Below are 18999 nucleotides of genomic sequence, written 5' to 3'. Positions count from 1 at the left end.
GCATACACTTAGCCAACCCAGCCCGAGCATAGAGAGGCGTTATGAAACGATTGGACGCGCTGGATGCTGCCCGCTTTTTAGCCTTTTGCGGTATGGTGTTGGTTAACTTCCGTATCGCAGCCGAAGTCGCTCCGGGCACTGATTGGGCCTCTGTTTTGATTGATGCGCTGGAAGGGCGCGCAGCTGCTTTATTCGTAGTTCTCGCCGGAATTGGTATCGGATTGTCACGTATCTCAGCAGGATTATTGCTACGCAGAGCTGCGTTTCTGTTTGTGATCGGTCTCATAAATATGACCATATTCGACGCCGATATCCTGCATTTCTATGCGCTTTACTTTGTAGTCGGCGCCGCGTTTCTGACGGCTTCGAAACGCGGGCTGTGGCTGAGAGCGTTGGGAATCCTGATCCTCGCAGTATTCGCCAACCTGATCTTCAACTATGATCAGGGCTGGGATTGGGAAACGCTGGTGTATACCGATATCTGGAGCTTGCCCGGATTTATTCGCAACGCACTTTTCAACGGCTGGCACCCGATCTTGCCATGGGCAGCATTCCTATTGATCGGGATGGCGATCGGACGGTCTGACCTTCAGCCCCTTTGCATTCAGCATCGGTTGATCATGTGAGGCTTTGGCGCTTCGGTGCTGGCTCTGTTTCCGCAAATGTTAACATCGGACCCGAAATTGGTGGCTTACCTGGGGACCGAGTCGATCCCGCCCGGACCGTTCTACATAATGGCAGGGACTGGGACCGCCTGTATGGTGATCGGGTTGTTATTGAAGCTCTGGCCAATGATCGAGCAGAGTGGGATCGCGACGTTTCTGACCGCGCCAGGACGACAAAGCCTGACGCTTTATCTGGCCCATATCCTGATTGGAATGGGGCTGCTGGAAGAACTCGGACTGCTAAACGGATCGCTGAGCGCGCCGCAAATCGCGATGTACGCACTGTACTTCTGTGTCTTGTCGTCACTATTTGCCGTGCTTTGGTTCAGTAAATTCAAGCACGGACCATTAGAGACGGTGATGCGCCGCCTAACAGAACACACAAAGGCTTGACCTCGCTGTCGCGGCGAGGCTTGGTGTGAGCGACGCATCGACAGGATTTCCAATGTCACTTGAACTCTGGCTCGCCTTTGTGGCCGCATCGACCGCTCTGCTGCTGATCCCCGGGCCGACGGTTCTGCTGGTTCTCAGCTATGCGCTGTCGAAAGGGCGCAGCGTTGCGGTTGCCTCGGCAACTGGTGTGGCTTTGGGCGATCTGGTGGCGATGACTGCATCGCTGTTGGGGCTGGGCGCGCTGGTGTTGGCCTCGGCTACCCTGTTCACTGTGCTGAAATGGGTGGGTGCTGTTTATCTGATTTGGCTGGGCATCAAACTTCTTCGCAGCGCGCCTTCTGGTGGTTTACAGGCTATTGAGACTGAACGAAATGTCACCGCCCGCAGCGTCTTTGGCCATGCCGCCGCCGTCACCGCGTTGAACCCGAAATCAATCGCTTTCTTCATTGCGTTTGTACCGCAGTTCCTGCGCCCTACTGATCCGCTGGGGCCGCAATTTGCAATACTGATCGCCACCTTCGTCGGTCTCGCCGGGCTAAACGCACTCGCCTATGCGCTACTGGCGGATCGGCTGCGCCGCATGATCGGACGTACAAACGTCATCACTGCCATGACCCGGTTCGGAGGGCTGACTCTGATCGGAATGGGCGTCGCTACAGTTGTATTGCGCCGCCCTGCCTGAGGTCAGTCTTTGGCATTTTCCTTCATGAACGCCCGGATGAACCGGCGGATTGCGCGCGTGGCTGACGTAAACCGCGCAACTCGTGGCTCCCGAATGCTTAGTTTTGTTACCATGACCTGCCAAACGCCATCGGCCGCCGCCGCAAGTAGCCGCAGGCGCCAAAGTTTTCTTGCATGACCGACCCTGATGGGTCAAACACCCCCGCGTGTTTGATGCCAAAGGGGTGGCCCATGTCCAGAAACAAAACGGTCAAGGATTACATTCGGACCATTGTCGATTTCCCGCATGAGGGGATCATGTTCCGGGATGTTACCACCCTATTTGCTGATCCACGCGGGTTTCGTATGGCAATCGACCAGATGCTGCACCCCTATGCGGGCGAGCGGATCGATAAGGTCGTGGGTCTTGAGGCACGCGGCTTCATTCTGGGCGGTGCCATAGCACATCAGTTGAGCGTTGGATTTGTGCCAATTCGCAAGAAAGGCAAGCTGCCCGGCACTACGATCAGCCAAGACTATAAGCTGGAATATGGCGAAGCCATCGTTGAGATTCATGATGATGCCATCCAGCCGGGTGAAAAAATTCTGGTCGTTGACGACCTGCTCGCTACAGGCGGCACCGCTGCCGCTGGCATCAAGTTGATCGAACGACTGGGGGGCGAGATTATCTCTTGCGCATTCATCATCGACTTGCCCGAACTAGGCGGTCGCAAAGCACTGGAAGATCTGGGTATGGATGTGCACGTTCTGTGCGAGTTCGAAGGGCTCTGACCATCACACAATTCACGGACTCGTGACTGGAATTCGTGCAACCCGCAAGCTTAGCCCGGGTAAGGCGAATTTCAAGAAACTGCGGCGCTCAATATCTCTGATCTCTTTGTGAACATACTGCGTACCCCGAATGATGCCACCTGAGGCATTTTCAACAAGGGAAATCACGTCATGTTTCGCAAATTCGCTGTTGCTGGAGTTGCAAGTCTTCTGTTGACGACTTCTGTCCTGGCAGATGGGCACTCTAAAGATATCGTCGATACTGCAGTGGGTGCGGGCAGCTTCGCAACGCTCGTCGCTGCGGTACAGGCCGCCGAACTGGTTGAAACGTTAAAGGGTGACGGGCCGTTCACTGTGTTCGCGCCCACGGATGAGGCGTTTGCAGCGCTGCCCGAAGGCACGGTAGAAAATCTGCTAAAGCCGGAAAACAAAGACCAACTTGTCGCGATCCTTACCTATCATGTTGTGCCTGGCAAAGTGATGTCGGGTGATTTGTCCGATGACATGACCGCCGCAACCGTACAAGGCGGGGATATTACTATCGATCTGGACAATGGCGTCATGGTGAATGATGCCAACGTGGTGCAAGCCGATATTGAGGCCGAGAACGGCGTGATCCATGTGATCGACAAAGTTATTCTGCCTGCGTCATGAACTTGTGGCGCGGCCCGGTAGTCGACCGGGTCGCGCTTAGTTTTTAAGAACCGCACCGGGGTTCATGATCCCCTTTGGATCAAGCGCCATCTTGATGGCACGCATGGCCTGCAATCTTACCGGATCGCCATAGTCTTCAAGATCGTCAGTCTTGAGCCTACCAACACCATGTTCCGCACTTACCGATCCTTCAAATTCATGTACCAGATCATGCACGGCACGTTTGACGGCACTGCGTTGTGCATCAAACTCGGCCTTGTCGTGACCGGCAGGTGGAAACACGTTGTAGTGCAGGTTCCCATCACCCAAATGGCCAAAGCAATTCACCCGGAACGGCCCCTGTTTGGCAACCACACGCGCGCCGCGCTGAATAAATTCGGGGATTCGGGAGATCGGAACCGAGATATCATGACTTGAGACAGACCCAACCAAGCGGTTGGCCTCGGGAATCTGCTCGCGCACTGCCCACAACTCGGCTCTTTGAGCCTCGCTCTGAGCAATGACGGCATCCCCCACCAGACCGCGTTCTTCGGCCGCCACATAGATTGCCTCGAGCATGTCCGAAGGATCTTGCCCAGCGGACAGGCCCAACTCGATCAGGACGCTCCATTCCGGTGGCTTCGCAAAGGGTTGCCGAATATCTGGCAGAACCTCGGTCAGAAACTGCAGCCCTTGCCTGTGGATTAGCTCAAACGTGCTGATCGCCTCGCCCACCTGATCCCGCGCCAATGATAACAGATCAATTGCTGCCTCAGGCGAGGCAACCTCTAACATCGCCGTTCCGACCCCTTTGGGTTGCGGGAACAGCTTCAGTGCCGCCGCCGTGATGATCCCCAGCGTCCCTTCGGACCCGATCATCAGGTTGCGCAGATCATAACCGGTGTTGTCTTTGCGCAAACGACTAAGCCCATGCCAGATATCACCGCTTGGCAATACCACCTCAAGCCCCAAACATAGATCGCGTGCATTACCATAGCGCAGCACATTCACGCCGCCGGCATTGGTGGCCAGATTGCCCCCGATCCGACAAGACCCCTGAGCCGCCAGCGACAGAGGAAACAACCGTTCGGCATCCTCGGCTGCCGCCTGTACATCAGCCAGAATGGCACCCGCTTCAGCAACGAGAATGTTTTCGGTCGGGTAGATCGCACGGATTGCTGACATCCGATCTAGCGAGATGATCAACGGCGTAGGGCCATCCGGCGCAACCTGCCCACCCACCAGACCGGTGCCGCCGCCATATGGAACAACGGGCACGCACGCGTCAGCAGCCAACCGGACCAGGGCCGATACCTCTTCTACGGTCTTAGGCAAGGCCAGCAACCCGCCCTGCCCCACAAACCGCTGACGTGGCTCTTCAAGATAGCGTTCGGAAACGGGCCTCAGTACATCATCGCCCAGTTGGGCGCGTACTGCTTCGGCAAAGCGGTCATCGGCGGGGTACAGAGTCATACCCACTCCCTGCCAAAGGCCAACGGCAGCGGCAAGCCCTATTCCTGCTCAATCAGATACTGGGGTTCCAACACGACGACCGTCGGTCGGTCTGGCAAAGTCCGCAATGAGACGATGAGTTCCGAAACTCCATCTCGCTCAACCGGAAAATCCTCGCGTATATCGACTAGAAATCGTTCAAGTGAGAAGTCCGAGAACCAGTGCATTGGAATAATGATCGAGCTTTTCAGCCGCTTCAGAACTTGGATCATTTCGGGCAGAGGCATGGTCGTCCCACCATCCACTGCGGCCATGACCACATCAAGCCGACCCAATGCCGCGAATTGTTTGTCCGAGGGAATATGATGCAGATGTCCCAGATGACCGATGCACAACCCCTCTAATTCGAACACAAAGATCGAGTTCCCGCGCTCTTCAACGCCACCATAAGCCGATCGAATATCGGTCGACACATTACGCACAAGCAGCTCTCCCAGATCGAGATGATGTTCAATGCCCTGCCCGAACTCACCCCAGCCAGGCAGGACGTACGGGATGGCCGGATCGGGATGGGCGGTCCAGTGGGTGCTGTGCGCATGGTTCATCGTGACTACGTCTGGAATCAGCGCTGCGCCGCCGATAAAGCCGGTGAAATCGGTCACCGCGTTCAATCCACCCTGTGTCTGGATCAAAAACGATGCATGCGCGACATAGCTGATCCGAACCGAAAACTCTGGCACAGGATCCTGCCAGGCCGCTTTGTGAAGATATTCAATCCCCGGCGCTGCATCCGCAATGGCGATACAGTGACTAGGCCGCCGCTCCTGCGCCACAGCCCCGCCCGAGATCATCATCAATACTGCAACAACCCGCCACATACCCCGAGTGTAGCGCAGAACGCCCGCAAGTCATGCCACTTGTTCATCTGGCCCAAAATACTCCGGGGGGAGTCGCGTCCCGCCGCACGGGGCAACGCGCCCTAACCTACGTCGGTCTTCCCGCGCCGATCAGACCGCAAAGACGCATACAGAACATGGGTCCGCCACCGCCCGTTGATCTGCAGATAGGACTGCGCCACGCCTTCATATTTGAAGCCCGAACTTTCCAGCAACCCGCGCGAGGCCTTGTTTTCCGGCAAACAGGCAGCCTCGATCCGACTCAGATCAAGGCGGGTAAAGGCGTGATGAACCACCGCTCCAATCGCTTCGCGCATGAAGCCCTGACGCGCAAAGGATTGCCCCGTCCAGTATCCCAGTGTTCCGGCCTGCGCTGGACCACGGCGGATATTATCCAGCGTGATGGCCCCCAGCAGGACATTATCCGTACGGCGAAACAGAAATAGCGGAATCGCCGTGCCGCCGGCAACCGAGCGCTGAGCCCAGTAAACCCGGTTGGTAAAAGATTTGCGACTCAGGTGATCCTTCGCCCAAACCGGTTCCCACGGGGTCAGGTATTCTTTTGACGCGCGCCGCAGCGCCGCCCAATCATTGAAATCGGAATGGACAGGCGGGCGCAGGCTCAGCCGCTCGGTTTCAAGTTTAAGCTTGCGTCTGCCCAGTAGCATCACGCCGCACGCCTCTCCTGCAGCTCAGCCAGCGATGGCGCACCTGAAACCGGCCCGTACAGCGCCAGCGCCGCCGGGGCCTGCATGGCCATCTGTTCAGCAAAGGCGCGTACATCCTCGGTACTGACGGCGTCGATCTTGGCGACCGTATCCTCGAGCGAGGGCACCCGCCCCCAAATCTGCACCAGACGCGCCAGACGTTCGGCCCGGTTCGAGGGGCTTTCCAGCCCCATCAGCATTCCGGCCTTCATCTGTGCGCGGGCACGGGCCACTTCTTCGTCATTCATGTCGCCGGCGGCGCGCTTCATCTCGTCGATGGTGATCGTGGCCAGTTCGGCAACTTGATCGGCGGAGGTGCCCGCATAGATCGTGGTCGTACCGGTGTCGGCATAGGCGCCCGTCTGTGCAAATATCGTGTAGCAGAGACCACGCGTTTCGCGCACTTCCTGAAACAGGCGCGAAGACATGCCGCCGCCCAAAGCCGTCGAATAAATCTGTGCGGTATAGATCGCATCATCGCGATAGCCTGGGCTCTCCAGGGCCAGCGCGAAATGGGCCTGTTCCAGATCTTTTTCCTGCCGTGCCTCACCACCGGTAAAGCGGGCAATTTCAGGGGTCAGACCTTTGCGCGGCTGCAGATGGCCGAACATTTCTTCCGCCATCTTCATCAGGGCGTCATGATCCACAGCGCCAGCGGCCGACAGGATCATCTGTTCCGGCCCGTAATGCTCAGCCACGAAACCCGACAGGTCTTCACGCGAGAATGCACTTACCCGCTCGGTCGGGCCAAGAATGGTGCGGCCCAGCGGCTGATCGTGATAGCTCTGCTCTTGCAGCCAATCGAAGATAACATCATCGGGCGTGTCATAAGCCTGACCGATTTCCTGCAGGATTACACCACGCTCGACCTCGATCTCGCGCGGATCAAACACTGGGTTCAGAACGATGTCGCCGATCACGTCCATCGCCAGTGTCACATCGTCCTTCAAAACGCGCGCGTAATAGGCCGTAACTTCTCGCGATGTGTAGGCGTTTATATATCCGCCCACATCTTCGATCGCCTCGGCGATTTGCAGCGCGGATCGCCGCTCGGTTCCCTTGAATGCCATATGCTCAAGGAAATGCGCGATGCCATTCTGTTCGATCCGCTCATGCCGCCCACCGGCGGATACCCAGATGCCAATGGCTGCAGATTGCAGCCCCGGCATATGTTCACTGACGATACGAAAGCCGTTCTTCAGTTGGTCTTGTCTGACAGTCACTCAGCGATATGCCTTCTGATATGATCCTCAAGGGCACCCAGATCGTTGGCAATCCGTGTCACCCGTTCCGGACGTTCATACAGATCAGACATGCGGGATGGAAGAGGCGGATGTTCGCCGCTTGCCTTCTCAACCGTTGCCGGGAATTTCGCGGGGTGTGCGGTCGCCAGAGTAATCATCGGAACGTCGGCAGAGCGATGTTCTTCAGCGACCTTGATACCAACGGCAGTGTGCGGACAAACCAGTTCGGCGCTGCGGGTCAGAGTGTGTTTGATTGTGGCCAGTGTCTCATCCTCAGATACACGACCCGAGTCGAAGCTTTCCCGTAGCGCTTCCATCGCGCCTTGGCTGACGTTGAAGCCACCGTTCTTCAGTTCATCCATCAATTGCGCAACGGCACCACCATCCTCACCATAGGCAAAGTACAGTGCGCGCTCAAAGTTGGAACTGACCTGAATATCCATCGACGGGCTGATCGAAGGGACCGTGTCACCCTTGAAATACCCCTCGCCCGAAAGACAGCGATGCAAAATGTCGTTCTGGTTGGTTGCCACCACCAGACGATCGATGGGCAGACCCATACGCTTGGCCAGATAGCCTGCGAAGATATCGCCGAAATTACCTGTGGGGACGGTAAAGCTGACCTTGCGATGCGGCGCGCCAAGGCTGACGGCGGCCGAGAAATAATACACGATCTGTGCCAGGACGCGCGCAAAGTTGATCGAGTTCACACCGGCCAGCTTCACGCCGTCGCGGAATTCGAAATCGTTGAACATGTCTTTCAGCGCAGCCTGACAGTCATCGAAGTCGCCATCCACGGCCAAAGCGTGCACGTTACTGTCGGCGGGCGTTGTCATCTGACGGCGCTGCACTTCCGAAACACGGCCATGCGGGAACAGGATGAACACGTCCACCGCGTCCAGCCCTCGAAACGCCTCAATGGCAGCTGAACCAGTATCGCCGCTTGTCGCACCGACGATAGTTACGCGATCACCGCGCCGTTTCAGCGCTTCCTGAAACAGCTGGCCAATTAGCTGCATGGCGAAATCTTTGAAGGCCAGCGTGGGTCCGTGAAACAGCTCCAGCAGAAAATGGTTCTCGTTCAGCTGCTTCAACGGCGCGCGGCCGTCGTGTCCAAAACCATCGTAAGCGCGGGCGATGATAGCCTTGAACTCATCCTCGGCGAATGACTCGTTGACATAGGGCCACATGACGCGGAATGCGATTTCTTCGTAGGGCAAGCCAGCCAACGCAGCAATTTCGTCCTGCGACATCACAGGGATCTCGGCGGGAAGGTACAGGCCACCATCACGTGCCAGCCCGGTCAGCATCGCTTCTTCAAAGCTTAGTTCCGGCGCTTGGCCACGGGTCGAGATATATCTCATTGCTCTTCTCTCTCAGAAGGGGCGCGGTTGCGCCAAAGGAAGTATCCGGTCATTGCGGCCCAAACCAGAGCCAAACCAAACCATGTGATTGCATATTGAAGGTGGTCGTTCGGGATACCCGCCGTGTCCACCGGAAGAGGTGTTATGTCAGGGTCCGTTTTGGACCGGGCGATCAACAGCACAGGCTCTGTAGCTAGCGCCGCTGCCAGAGTGGGCACGTCACGCGCAAACCAGATGTTGCCATCGATATCTGGCACGGGCGTATAGCTGTCGATTTCATCAGGCCAGTGCAGATTGCCTGAGACCTCCATCGGGCCAGTCACACGATCGGCCTGCTTGGCGGTCGTCGGTACAAAGCCCCGATCCACAAGAATTATGCGACCAGCGGTGCTGAAGGGCTGAATGATCCGGTACCCAGCCCCAACCTGCTTGACAGAGACCAGAACGTGGATTTCCTCTGGCTTCATATCTCCGAAGAGTGTGACAGGAAGATACTTGTCATCTGCTTCCATGACGGTCTCGGGGAGATCAACCGCATCAGCCGCAATGCGCGCTTCGATCTCGGCCAAAATGCCCTGTTTCCAAGCCAGGCGCTGCATTTGCCACACGCCGAGCGATGTCAGCACGCCCAAACCCGCGAGGCCGAAAATCAGCAGAAACAGAATGCGGCGCATGGCGGGGCCAAACCTTGTTGCAGAAATCGGCGTCTTGTTACGGCGCGTGTTGGTCTAATTGCAACCACGCAATTGTATGGGGCGCAATCTTGCGCACCTTATAGAGAAAAAGCCGCCCCTTGGGGCGGCTTTTGCAATTGGATCACCTGACCGGCGTCACATCAGCGGAGCTTGACCCCAGATGTAAACGGCGAAGAACAGGAACAGCCAGACGACGTCAACGAAGTGCCAGTACCAGGCTGCCGCTTCGAACCCGACGTGTTTCTCAGGCGTAAAATCGCCTTTCAGGGCGCGGATCAAGCAGACCGACAGGAAGATGGTTCCGATGATGACGTGGAAACCGTGGAAACCAGTTGCCATGAAGAAGTTCGAGTAGAACTGGTCATCGCCAAACTTCCAGCCTTCGTGGGCCAGCAGCTCGTAGTACTCAAAGCCCTGCAATGCAGTAAACGCGATACCCAGAACGATGCCAATGGCCAGACCATTGATCAGTGCCTTGCGGTCATTGTCATGCACCAGAGCATGGTGTGCCCAAGTGATCGCACAACCCGACAGCAGCAGCACCAGAGTGTTGATCAGCGGTAGGTGGAACGGGTCAACCGCGTGAATGTCGGGCTGGATGTACTCGGTGCCAGCATAGTCGTACATCGGGTACATGCGATGCTTGAAGAACGACCAGAACCAGGCAAAGAAGAACATCACTTCGGACATCACGAACAGGATGAAGCCATAGCGCAGACCGATACGCACAACTGGCGTATGGTCGCCCTGACGGCTTTCGACCACCACTTCGGACCACCATGCGAACATGGTGTAAAGAACACCGATCAGTCCCATCCAGAAGATCCACGGGGTAATCCCGTGCATCCACAGAACAGCCCCGAATAGCATCACAAAGCCAGATACCGCGCCGATCAATGGCCAGATCGACGGGTTCAGAATGTGATAATCATGGTCTTTTGCGTGTGCCATCAGCGTCCCTCACCTACAGGCGTTAGTTCTTGTTTGTCTCAGCCTGCACGTCAAGGGCGGCAAAGCCCTCGGGCAGGTCAATTTCGTAGAATGTATACGACAGAGTGATCGTATGCACATACTTGGCTTCTAAATCTTCGACCATCTCTGGATCGACGAAGAAAGTCACCGGCATCTCAACCCGCTCTCCGGGTTGCAGAACCTGCTCTTCAAAGCAGAAACAGGCAATCTTCTGGAAATACCCACCGGCAGAATACGGGGCGACATTGTATGACGCCTGTCCCGCAATCGGGCGATCAGTTGGGTTATAGGCTTCGTAGAAGGCCAGCCCGGTTTCACCAATGCGGACTTCCAACTCGCGCTCGACCGGCTTGAATTCCCAGGCCATGTCTTTGGCTTTTGACGCGTCAAAACGCACGGTGACGGTGCGGTCCAGAATCTCGTCTGGTGCCACTTCGGCCACGCCGGTGGTCCCACCAAAGCCGGTGACCCGGCAAAACCAGTCATAAAACGGCACAGCTGCCCAAGCGAGGCTGCCCATCAGGACAACCACACCAACCGTTTGTGCAACGGTTTTCTGAGGACCGGTCAACGCCATCAGTTCTGCACCTCTTGTGGTGCCATGTTGAAATCAGTGCCCGAGACCTTCACGATCGTCAGTCCAAAGATGATCACGATGAACGCGGCCAGTGTTAGGCCCACGCCCAGATTGCGGCTGAACCGACGCTGATGCAGCTCATGGCTTTTGCGCAGGCTCATGACCAGCCTCCCAGCCCATAAGGTTTCAGCAGCGCCTCAGCCAGAATCGCGCTAAAATGCAGGAAGAGATACAGCAACGACAGCTTGAAGAAGCTGCGCTCGACCTTGAAATTGTCGGCTTCGGAATCGTCTTCGTTTCGGCGGGAAATCTGCCAGGCGCCCCGCAGGAACAAGCCGTTCAGAACCAGTGCGACCACCAGATAGATCGGGCCTCCGATATCCGAGAACGCGGTGCCCACCGCCAGCACCGCAAGCAGCGCGGTATAGACCAGAATGTGCCAGCGTGTGGCGCGGCGGCCGTGCGTAACGGTCAGCATCGGCACACCTGCGTCGTCATAGTCCGAGCGCATAAACAGCGCCAAGGCCCAGAAATGCGGCGGCGTCCACATAAAGGTCAGGGCGAACATCAACCACGGCTCAAGCGTCATCGAACCTGTGGCCGCGACCCATCCGATCACCGGCGGGAACGCCCCTGCGGCACCACCGATCACGATATTCTGCGGTGTCGAACGCTTTAGCCAGATCGTGTAGACGACGACATAGAAGAAGATGGTAAAGGCCAGAAACGCGCCGGCGAACCAGTTGGTTGCCAGACCCAGCATGATGACGGACAGGCCAGACAGAGCCAGTCCCAATGCTAATGCCTCGCCTTCCTCGACCTTGCCGGACGGGATCGGGCGGCCTTTGGTGCGCTTCATCACGCGGTCGATATCCGCGTCCCACCACATGTTCAGCGCGCCAGACGCACCACCGCCGATCGCGATGAACAGGATGGCGCAGAATCCTACAAACGGATGTACCGGAACCGGGGCCGCAAGCAATCCAACCAAAGCCGTAAACACCACCAGCGACATCACGCGTGGCTTCAGCAGCGCAAAATAATCGCCAAAGCTGGCCTCGTCCGCGCAGGTCTGCGCGGAAACGGTGCTGGCATTGAAGCTTGCGTCGCTCATCTTTGGTCCTTTTCGGGGCAAAAGCTGCGCGAATCCCGCGCAGCCCGCACATGTTTACCCAGGCCTCAGTCGGCTTAGTTCGAGGCCACCTGATAGGAAACAGGCTGACCTGCATACTCTTCCAGAGCGCCCTGCAGCCACTGCTCATATGCCTCTTCGCTGACCACTTTGACGGTGATCGGCATATAGGCATGGTCTTTGCCGCACAGTTCCGAGCACTGGCCGAAATAGACGCCTTCCTTATCAGCCTGGAACCACAGTTCGGCCAAACGACCTGGTACGCCGTCCTGCTTTACGCCGAATGACGGGATGGTCCACGAATGGATCACGTCAGACGCAGTAACCTGCATGACAATGATCTTACCAACTGGAACAACTACCGCCGTGTCCGTCGCGAGCAGCCATTCATCCTGGCTGTAGCCCGCATCGGCCAGCTTGGCGCGCATCGCGTCATCCAGCACAAATGGCGTTACATCTGCATCCGCAGGGCGCGCGCCCTCATCCAAAGTGGCCGGGTGGCCCAGCAAGTAGCTGTCGAATGCAAAATCGTGATCGACATATTCGTAAGTCCAGTACCACTGGTTACCCACGACCTTGATGGTGATGTCGCCCTCTGGGATCTCTTGTTGCTTGAACAGAACCGGCAGCGAGAATGCGCCAATGAAAACCAGAATTAGGATTGGCCCAAGGGTCCACGCAATCTCAACCGGGGTATAGTGGGAAAACCGCGCAGGCTCAGGATTCGCACGCCGATTGTATCGCACGATGCAGTAGAGCAGCAGACCGGCGACAAACAGGCAGATGACCGTGATGATCACCAGAATCATATTGTCGAGACTCTGAATTCCTTCGGCAAGACTGGTGGTCGCAGGCTGGAAACCAACGCCGCCTGCCACCGGCTTGCCAATAATCTCAAGCTCCTGAGCCATGGCGGGAAGGCTGGAGAGGGCTGTTGCAAGCCCGGAAAGCATCAAAGCATTCTTCATTTTCTGTCCTGATCGTTTGATCTTTGCGTCTCTGGCGAAAAGGTGTGAATCGGTCGCACCTCTCCCGTTGTCTTTGGCCGCGTTAAAAACCATATTCCGTCGGGTAGATAAAGCAAAATGCTTGCGTCAAACAGACGCTATTTTTGATCTGGATCAAACCCGAAAGGTCGCAACCTATGTCTCAGGCCCCATTTCGCCCCTTTGAAAGCGTTCTTCCGAAGGACGAGGCGCTTGCTGTGCTGCAGGCCGCAACCAATGGCGCGGAGGACGGAGAGCTGTTTGTCGAGCGGCGAAAGTCTGAGTCACTGGTGTTCGATGACGGTCGTCTGCGGACGGCTTCCTACGATGCATCCGAGGGATTCGGCCTGCGTGCAGTGCAGTGCGAAGTTGCGGGATACGCACACTCGACGGATGTTTCGATTCCCTCACTTAAACGAGCCGCTGAAACCGCACGGCTGGCCGTCGGTGATGGTGGAGGGACGCTGGCCGGACCGCCACAGGCCACCAACACACGGCTTTATACCGATGAGGACCCGATCGAATCCGCCAGTTTTCCGGTCAAGATCGAGACCCTGCGCGAGATTGACGCCTTTGCCCGCGATCTGGACCCTCGGGTCGTGCAAGTCAGCGCCACGATTGCCGCCGCAGTGCAGGAGATCGAGATTCTGCGCCCCGACGGCGTCCAGGTGCGCGATGTGCGCCCGATGACCCGCCTGAACGTCTCGGTCATCGTAGAACAGAACGGACGGCGCGAAAGCGGCTCAGCCGGGGGGGGCGGTCGCGTGGGGCTGGACGGTTTGATTGACCCCACCGACTGGCAGGACAAAGCACGCGAAGCGCTGCGGATCGCTCTGGTTAATCTGGATGCCATCCCTGCCCCTGCCGGCGTGATGGAGGTTGCATTGGGACCTGGCTGGCCCGGAATTCTGTTGCACGAGGCCATTGGGCACGGTCTGGAAGGCGATTTCAACCGCAAGGGCAGCTCGGCCTTCGCCGGTCTGATGGGACAGCAGATCGCCTCAAAAGGCGTGACCGTCGTTGATGACGGCACGATAGCGGACCGTCGCGGCTCGATTTCGGTGGATGACGAAGGTACCCCCAGTTCGCGCACGGTCCTGATCGAAGACGGTATACTGACTGGATATATGCAGGACCGCCAAAACGCACGTCTGATGGGGGTTTCACCCACCGGCAACGGGCGGCGACAGAGCTATGCCCACAAACCCATGCCTCGTATGACCAATACGATCATGTTGGGCGGTGATTCAGACCCAGCCTCGCTGGTATCAGACATCAAGGACGGCATCTGGGCCGTCGGTTTTGGCGGTGGTCAGGTTGATATCACCAATGGCAAGTTCGTCTTTTCCTGCACCGAGGCCTATCGCGTCGAGAATGGTAAGATTGGTGCTCCGGTCAAAGGCGCGACACTCATTGGTGACGGCCCCTCGGCGCTAAAGCGTATTCGGGGCCTGGGGAACGATATGGCGCTTGATCCGGGCATGGGCACCTGCGGCAAGGACGGGCAATGGGTGCCGGTGGGAGTGGGGCAACCAACCGTACTGATGGACGGACTTACGGTTGGCGGCTCTGCTGCTTGAGTCGGAATTCAGTGCGAGGAATGAGGCGCAGGGTTAACGCTGCGCCTCATCGATTGAAGAAGTTGCCGATCAACGGTAACTTGCGCAAAAAAATTCATGCAAATTTTTGCTTTATTTTCATATGTATAGCGTGACATCTAAATTCAAAATCCGAATAATTCAGTTCTAATTATCCAAGATTTACAGGCTGTTAACCCGCTGCACCGTAAACCAGTTTTGCAATCAGGCGGAGCATCGGATGACCGAAGAGCAGCTTTCTTCCAATCACCCCCCACTCCCACCCACCACGGAAGAGGACCGGTTTTCGTGGCTCCGTCTGTTGCGTTCGCGCAAAGTTGGACCGGCGACGTTTCGGCGCCTGTTGCGCGAACATGGCTCGGCGCAGAATGCGCTGGCCGCGCTGCCGGAAATGGCGCGCGCAGCCGGAATTGAAGGGTACGAAATCTGCCCCCCCGGCGTGATCGAGGCGGAGCTCAAGGCCGCAAAAGCAGCCAAAGCGCGGCTTTTGTGCCTTGGGGCCGCTGACTATCCCGATGCGCTGATCGACATTTCTGACGCACCTCCAATGTTATGGGCGATTGGTGATCCGACTATTCTGAATCGACAGGCGATCGCTATGGTCGGGGCACGGAACTGTTCTTCACTGGGTGCCCGCATGGCACGGGCGTTGGCCTCTGAGTTGGGTAAAGAAGACTACATCGTCGTCTCGGGACTGGCCCGCGGTATTGATACTTCGGCCCATATTGCCACTTTGGAGACAGGAACTGTGGCGGTGATGGCTGGTGGGGTCGATGTGATTTATCCAGCCGAGAATTCTGATCTGGCGCGCGACATCGCAAAAACCGGCCTGCGCCTGTCCGAGCAACCGATGGGCACTACGCCACAGGCCCGGCATTTCCCGCGCCGCAATCGCATTATTTCAGGTCTGGCACAGGCTGTTGTCGTGGTCGAAGCTGCCGCCAAATCGGGCAGCCTGATCACCGCACGAGACGCGCTAGACCAGGGACGAGAAGTTCTGGCCGTCCCTGGTCACCCGTTCGACGCAAGGGCGGCGGGATGCAACCTGCTGATCCGGGACGGCGCGACATTGGTACGCACCGCTGAAGATGTGATTGACGCATTGCCGACGCCGCAGCATCAGATACTGCCCCAACAAATCCCGCCTATCCGACTGGAGACGGCACAATCCGAAAATGCCCCACGCGCACTACACGACGTGATTCTCAGTTGCCTTGGTCCATCTCCAATTGCCGAGGACCAGTTGATCCGGGATGTCGACGCATCCGCTGGCGAAATTGGCCCAGTGCTGGTCGATCTGGAACTTGATGGTAAGATTCAGCGGCAACCGGGCGGGCTTTTGGCCCTTAGCGCCCAATATCCGATAAGCTGAGATTTAGGACCAGCTACCTATGACACGGTGCAAACTGCCAGAATCGGCTTGAAAATCAGGGGCATTGGGCGCGGAAAACGAACGCATTGACAATTCGATCTTGCCCCACACATTTTGCACGGTCATACAAAGCGCAAAATCCGTCGAGCGAGGATTCCCCTTAAATGCCCGTAGTTGTTGTAGAATCTCCGGCCAAAGCAAAAACGATCAACAAGTATCTTGGCCCCGACTACACTGTTTTGGCCTCATATGGCCACGTCCGTGACCTGCCGCCGAAGGATGGTTCGGTCGATCCCGAGCATGAATTCTCTATGAAATGGGAGGTGGGCAACGACAGCCGCAAACACGTCAAAGCGATTGCCGACGCTCTCAAAGAAGACAACGCTTTGATCCTCGCAACTGACCCTGACCGCGAGGGCGAAGCGATCAGTTGGCACTTGCAAGAAGCGCTCACCAAGCGGCGTTCGATCAAGAAGGACACGCCGGTCAGCCGAGTGACGTTCAACGCGATCACCAAGGACGCCGTGACCGAAGCGATGCAGAACCCGCGCGAGGTCGATATGCCTCTGGTCGAGGCCTATCTGGCCCGCCGCGCGCTGGACTATCTGGTGGGCTTCAACCTATCGCCGGTACTGTGGCGCAAATTGCCCGGGGCAAAGTCTGCCGGACGCGTACAATCGGTCTGCCTGCGCCTGATCGTGGAACGCGAGATGGAGATCGAGGCGTTCAAGCCTGTTGAATACTGGTCCGTAAGGGCCTTGTTCGAAACACCACGCGGCCAGACCTATGAAGCCCGTCTTGTTACTCTGGCCGGCAAAAAGCTCGACAAACACGATCTGACTAATGCCACGCAGGCCGAGCTGGCTGTACAGGCGATTACCAGCCGGGCGCTGAGTGTCACCTCAGTCGAGGCCAAGCCTGCCGCACGTAACCCAAGTGCCCCGTTCATGACCTCGACCCTGCAGCAGGAAGCCAGTCGTAAATTCGGATTGGGCGCGCGCCACGCGATGCAGGTGGCGCAACGGCTGTATGAGGCGGGCTACATTACCTATATGCGGACTGACGGTATCGACATGGCGCCCGAAGCTGTCGCCGCCACGCGTGATGCCATCTCGGATCGATATGGCCCCGAATATGTGCCGGACAGCCCGCGCATGTATAAGAACAAGGCCAAGAACGCACAGGAAGCGCACGAATGTATCCGCCCGACGGATATGTCGCGTGATGCCAAAGCGCTGAAAGTGACGGATGAAGATCAGCGTAAACTGTACGACCTGATCTGGAAGCGCACCATTGCCTGTCAGATGGCTGCGGCACGACTGGAGCGCACGACAGTCGAAATCGGCAGTGATGACGGCCAAGTCGGCTTGCGCGCCACCGGCCAAGTCGTCTTGTTTGACGGTTTCATGCGCGTCTATGAAGAAGGCCGCGATGACGTTGTTGATGACGATGACAAGCGCCTGCCTCAGATCATGCAAGGTGATCCGGCGCGCTTTGCCAAGACATCATTGCGGGATCAGTTCACCAAGGCCACCAGCGACTCGGACAAAGCCGCGATTCTGTCCGACAACGAAGCCGTGCTCGCGCTGCAACACCACACTCAACCGCCGCCACGCTATACCGAGGCGACGCTTGTCAAGCGGATGGAAGAACTGGGGATCGGACGACCATCGACTTATGCTTCGATCGTCACCACGATTCAGGATCGGGAATATGTACGCAAAGACAAGAACCGCCTGATCCCCGAAGAAAAGGGGCGGATCGTCACGATCTTTCTGCTGAACTTCTTCCGCCAGTATGTGGGCTATGAGTTTACGGCCAACCTCGAAGAAGAGCTCGATGACGTCAGCGCTGGGGACCGTGACTACAAGGATCTGCTCGGTAAGTTCTGGCGAGATTTCTCGGCTGCAATTGGTGAGACTTCGGAACTGCGCATATCAGAAGTGCTGGACAAGCTGGATGAGGCGTTGGCACCCCAGCTGTATCCCCCGCGAGAAGACGGATCCGATCCGCGTGTTTGTCCGAAATGCGGCGTGGGGCAGTTGCACCTCAAAACGTCTCGTACCGGTGGATTCGTGGGCTGCGGCAACTACCCGGAATGTACCTATACCCGTCCGATCGCTGGCGAAGGTGCTGAAGGTGACGAACGTTTGCTGGGCGAAGATGTGGGCGATGAAATCTGGCTGAAATCCGGTCGCTTTGGCCCTTATGTACAGCGCGGAGAGCCCACGCCCGAAAACAAGAAACCTCCGCGTGCATCCCTGCCCCGTGGCTGGAACAAAGATGACATGGATCTGGAAAAGGCGCTGACTTTGTTGTCTTTGCCGCGCCAGATCGGCGAACATCCCGAGGGTGGCATGATCAACTCGAACTTTGGACGGTTTGGCCCATATATCATGCACCAGCTTCCGGAGGAGGCCAAACCCGTCTACGTCAATGTCAAAGATCCAAATGACGTGTTTGAAATCGGCATGAACCGGGCGGTTGAAATGCTGGCCGAAAAACGGGCCAATCCGGGACGGCGAGGACAGGCTGCGAAACCGCTGAAAGAAGTAGGCGAACATCCGGATGGTGGCATGATGCAGATTCTGGACGGGCGTTACGGGCCTTACGTGAAATGGGAAAAGGTCAACGCGACCATCCCCAAAGATATCAAGCCCGAAGATGTAACGCAGGAAATGGCCATTGAACTGGTCAACGAGCGTGCGGCCAAGAAGGGTACTAAGAAGAAGGCGGCGCCCAAGAAGAAAGCAGTTGCCAAGAAAACCACCAAAAAGGCAGGTTAGGTAGAAATACCACCTGCCCCTTGGATTCGTTGACTTCCCGGTGACGTGGCGGCACAACTCGGCCCAACACCATGT

Annotated in this window: 19 protein-coding genes; 8 read left to right on the top strand and 11 right to left on the bottom strand. The window is 57.1% G+C overall.

The genetic code is table 11. From position 1 onward, the window contains the following. Positions 1-41: 41 nt before the first annotated feature. The 5 genes from G7G_RS24690 (at position 42) to G7G_RS0112040 (ending at position 3164) form a co-directional block, all read left to right on the top strand. Positions 42-626 carry a heparan-alpha-glucosaminide N-acetyltransferase domain-containing protein gene (locus tag G7G_RS24690; RefSeq protein WP_238528794.1) on the top strand — a complete coding sequence of 195 codons (585 nt, stop codon included), beginning with the start codon at positions 42-44 and terminating at the stop codon, positions 624-626. Between the two features lie 60 nt (positions 627-686). After that, entirely contained in the window at positions 687-1058 is a 372-nt protein-coding gene (locus tag G7G_RS24685) for a DUF418 domain-containing protein (RefSeq protein ID WP_238528793.1), read from the top strand. Between the two features lie 52 nt (positions 1059-1110). Then, positions 1111-1740, top strand: coding sequence for a LysE family translocator (locus tag G7G_RS0112050; RefSeq protein ID WP_010441682.1), 630 nt, complete (start codon positions 1111-1113; stop codon positions 1738-1740). 230 nt (positions 1741-1970) lie between these two features. Then, positions 1971-2510 (top strand): adenine phosphoribosyltransferase, encoded by a 540-nt coding sequence (locus G7G_RS0112045; RefSeq protein ID WP_010441681.1) that lies wholly within the window; start codon positions 1971-1973, stop codon positions 2508-2510. Between the two features lie 171 nt (positions 2511-2681). Further along, positions 2682-3164: a fasciclin domain-containing protein gene (locus G7G_RS0112040; protein ID WP_010441680.1), complete on the top strand. Its 483-nt coding sequence runs from the start codon at positions 2682-2684 to the stop codon at positions 3162-3164. A 36-nt stretch (positions 3165-3200) separates the two neighbouring features. On the opposite strand, the gene G7G_RS0112035 is transcribed toward G7G_RS0112040, so the two are convergent. The 11 genes from G7G_RS0112035 to coxB form a co-directional block, all read right to left on the bottom strand. Then, a complete protein-coding gene (locus G7G_RS0112035; protein WP_010441679.1) occupies positions 3201-4616 on the bottom strand; it encodes an FAD-binding oxidoreductase in 1416 nt (471 codons plus the stop codon). 38 nt (positions 4617-4654) lie between these two features. Further along, the gene (locus G7G_RS0112030; RefSeq protein ID WP_010441678.1) at positions 4655-5473 is read right to left on the bottom strand and encodes an MBL fold metallo-hydrolase; all 819 of its coding nucleotides are present in this window, start codon (positions 5471-5473) and stop codon (positions 4655-4657) included. Positions 5474-5574: 101 nt separating this feature from the next. Next, entirely contained in the window at positions 5575-6159 is a 585-nt protein-coding gene (locus tag G7G_RS0112025; RefSeq protein WP_010441677.1) for a GNAT family N-acetyltransferase, read from the bottom strand. Further along, positions 6159-7421: a M16 family metallopeptidase gene (locus G7G_RS0112020; protein ID WP_010441676.1), complete on the bottom strand. Its 1263-nt coding sequence runs from the start codon at positions 7419-7421 to the stop codon at positions 6159-6161. Before G7G_RS0112020 ends, G7G_RS0112025 begins: the two co-directional genes overlap by 1 nt. Next, positions 7418-8806 (bottom strand): threonine synthase, encoded by a 1389-nt coding sequence (gene thrC, locus G7G_RS0112015; RefSeq protein ID WP_010441675.1) that lies wholly within the window; start codon positions 8804-8806, stop codon positions 7418-7420. Before thrC ends, G7G_RS0112020 begins: the two co-directional genes overlap by 4 nt. Next, positions 8803-9480: an SURF1 family protein gene (locus G7G_RS0112010; protein ID WP_010441674.1), complete on the bottom strand. Its 678-nt coding sequence runs from the start codon at positions 9478-9480 to the stop codon at positions 8803-8805. Before G7G_RS0112010 ends, thrC begins: the two co-directional genes overlap by 4 nt. Positions 9481-9636: 156 nt before the next feature. Continuing rightward, on the bottom strand, positions 9637-10452 hold the full coding sequence (locus tag G7G_RS0112005) for a cytochrome c oxidase subunit 3 (protein WP_010441673.1): 816 nt from the start codon (positions 10450-10452) through the stop codon (positions 9637-9639). Between the two features lie 22 nt (positions 10453-10474). Beyond that, positions 10475-11050 (bottom strand): cytochrome c oxidase assembly protein, encoded by a 576-nt coding sequence (locus tag G7G_RS0112000; protein ID WP_010441672.1) that lies wholly within the window; start codon positions 11048-11050, stop codon positions 10475-10477. Next, entirely contained in the window at positions 11050-11211 is a 162-nt protein-coding gene (locus G7G_RS24535; protein WP_010441671.1) for a hypothetical protein, read from the bottom strand. The genes G7G_RS0112000 and G7G_RS24535 overlap by 1 nt, the downstream gene beginning before the upstream one ends. Then, positions 11208-12164, bottom strand: a complete 957-nt coding sequence (cyoE, locus tag G7G_RS0111990; RefSeq protein WP_010441670.1) for a heme o synthase — start codon at positions 12162-12164, stop codon at positions 11208-11210. Before cyoE ends, G7G_RS24535 begins: the two co-directional genes overlap by 4 nt. Positions 12165-12238: 74 nt before the next feature. Continuing rightward, on the bottom strand, positions 12239-13150 hold the full coding sequence (gene coxB / locus G7G_RS0111985) for a cytochrome c oxidase subunit II (protein WP_029621961.1): 912 nt from the start codon (positions 13148-13150) through the stop codon (positions 12239-12241). A gap of 176 nt (positions 13151-13326) precedes the next feature. On the opposite strand from coxB, the gene tldD reads away from it, so the two are divergent. The 3 genes from tldD to topA all read left to right on the top strand — a co-directional run bounded on the left by tldD (position 13327) and on the right by topA (position 18924). Next, positions 13327-14748 carry a metalloprotease TldD gene (gene tldD, locus G7G_RS0111980; protein ID WP_010441668.1) on the top strand — a complete coding sequence of 474 codons (1422 nt, stop codon included), beginning with the start codon at positions 13327-13329 and terminating at the stop codon, positions 14746-14748. A 238-nt stretch (positions 14749-14986) separates the two neighbouring features. Further along, positions 14987-16138, top strand: a complete 1152-nt coding sequence (gene dprA / locus G7G_RS0111975) for a DNA-processing protein DprA (protein WP_010441667.1) — start codon at positions 14987-14989, stop codon at positions 16136-16138. Positions 16139-16302: 164 nt separating this feature from the next. Further along, positions 16303-18924, top strand: coding sequence for a type I DNA topoisomerase (gene topA / locus G7G_RS0111970; protein ID WP_010441666.1), 2622 nt, complete (start codon positions 16303-16305; stop codon positions 18922-18924). Positions 18925-18999 lie beyond the last annotated feature (75 nt).

Origin of the sequence: Ruegeria conchae (genome assembly GCF_000192475.1) — a bacterium.
GTDB lineage: Bacteria > Pseudomonadota > Alphaproteobacteria > Rhodobacterales > Rhodobacteraceae > Ruegeria > Ruegeria conchae.
The sequence above is the reverse complement of the archived record's forward strand: the minus strand, read 5'-3'. Positions and strand labels throughout refer to the sequence as shown.

Excerpts from the sequence above, each read along its gene's own strand:
- G7G_RS24690 (WP_238528794.1), top strand. The coding sequence starts at position 42 with ATGAAACGATTGGACGCGCTGGATGCTGCCCGCTTTTTAGCCTTTTGC.
- G7G_RS0112050 (WP_010441682.1), top strand. The coding sequence starts at position 1,111 with ATGTCACTTGAACTCTGGCTCGCCTTTGTGGCCGCATCGACCGCTCTG.
- G7G_RS0112045 (WP_010441681.1), top strand. The coding sequence starts at position 1,971 with ATGTCCAGAAACAAAACGGTCAAGGATTACATTCGGACCATTGTCGAT.
- G7G_RS0112040 (WP_010441680.1), top strand. The coding sequence starts at position 2,682 with ATGTTTCGCAAATTCGCTGTTGCTGGAGTTGCAAGTCTTCTGTTGACG.
- G7G_RS0112035 (WP_010441679.1), bottom strand. The coding sequence starts at position 4,616 with ATGACTCTGTACCCCGCCGATGACCGCTTTGCCGAAGCAGTACGCGCC.
- G7G_RS0112030 (WP_010441678.1), bottom strand. The coding sequence starts at position 5,473 with ATGTGGCGGGTTGTTGCAGTATTGATGATGATCTCGGGCGGGGCTGTG.
- G7G_RS0112025 (WP_010441677.1), bottom strand. The coding sequence starts at position 6,159 with ATGCTACTGGGCAGACGCAAGCTTAAACTTGAAACCGAGCGGCTGAGC.
- thrC (WP_010441675.1), bottom strand. The coding sequence starts at position 8,806 with ATGAGATATATCTCGACCCGTGGCCAAGCGCCGGAACTAAGCTTTGAA.
- G7G_RS0112010 (WP_010441674.1), bottom strand. The coding sequence starts at position 9,480 with ATGCGCCGCATTCTGTTTCTGCTGATTTTCGGCCTCGCGGGTTTGGGC.
- G7G_RS0112005 (WP_010441673.1), bottom strand. The coding sequence starts at position 10,452 with ATGGCACACGCAAAAGACCATGATTATCACATTCTGAACCCGTCGATC.
- G7G_RS0112000 (WP_010441672.1), bottom strand. The coding sequence starts at position 11,050 with ATGGCGTTGACCGGTCCTCAGAAAACCGTTGCACAAACGGTTGGTGTG.
- G7G_RS24535 (WP_010441671.1), bottom strand. The coding sequence starts at position 11,211 with ATGAGCCTGCGCAAAAGCCATGAGCTGCATCAGCGTCGGTTCAGCCGC.
- cyoE (WP_010441670.1), bottom strand. The coding sequence starts at position 12,164 with ATGAGCGACGCAAGCTTCAATGCCAGCACCGTTTCCGCGCAGACCTGC.
- coxB (WP_029621961.1), bottom strand. The coding sequence starts at position 13,150 with ATGAAGAATGCTTTGATGCTTTCCGGGCTTGCAACAGCCCTCTCCAGC.
- tldD (WP_010441668.1), top strand. The coding sequence starts at position 13,327 with ATGTCTCAGGCCCCATTTCGCCCCTTTGAAAGCGTTCTTCCGAAGGAC.
- dprA (WP_010441667.1), top strand. The coding sequence starts at position 14,987 with ATGACCGAAGAGCAGCTTTCTTCCAATCACCCCCCACTCCCACCCACC.
- topA (WP_010441666.1), top strand. The coding sequence starts at position 16,303 with ATGCCCGTAGTTGTTGTAGAATCTCCGGCCAAAGCAAAAACGATCAAC.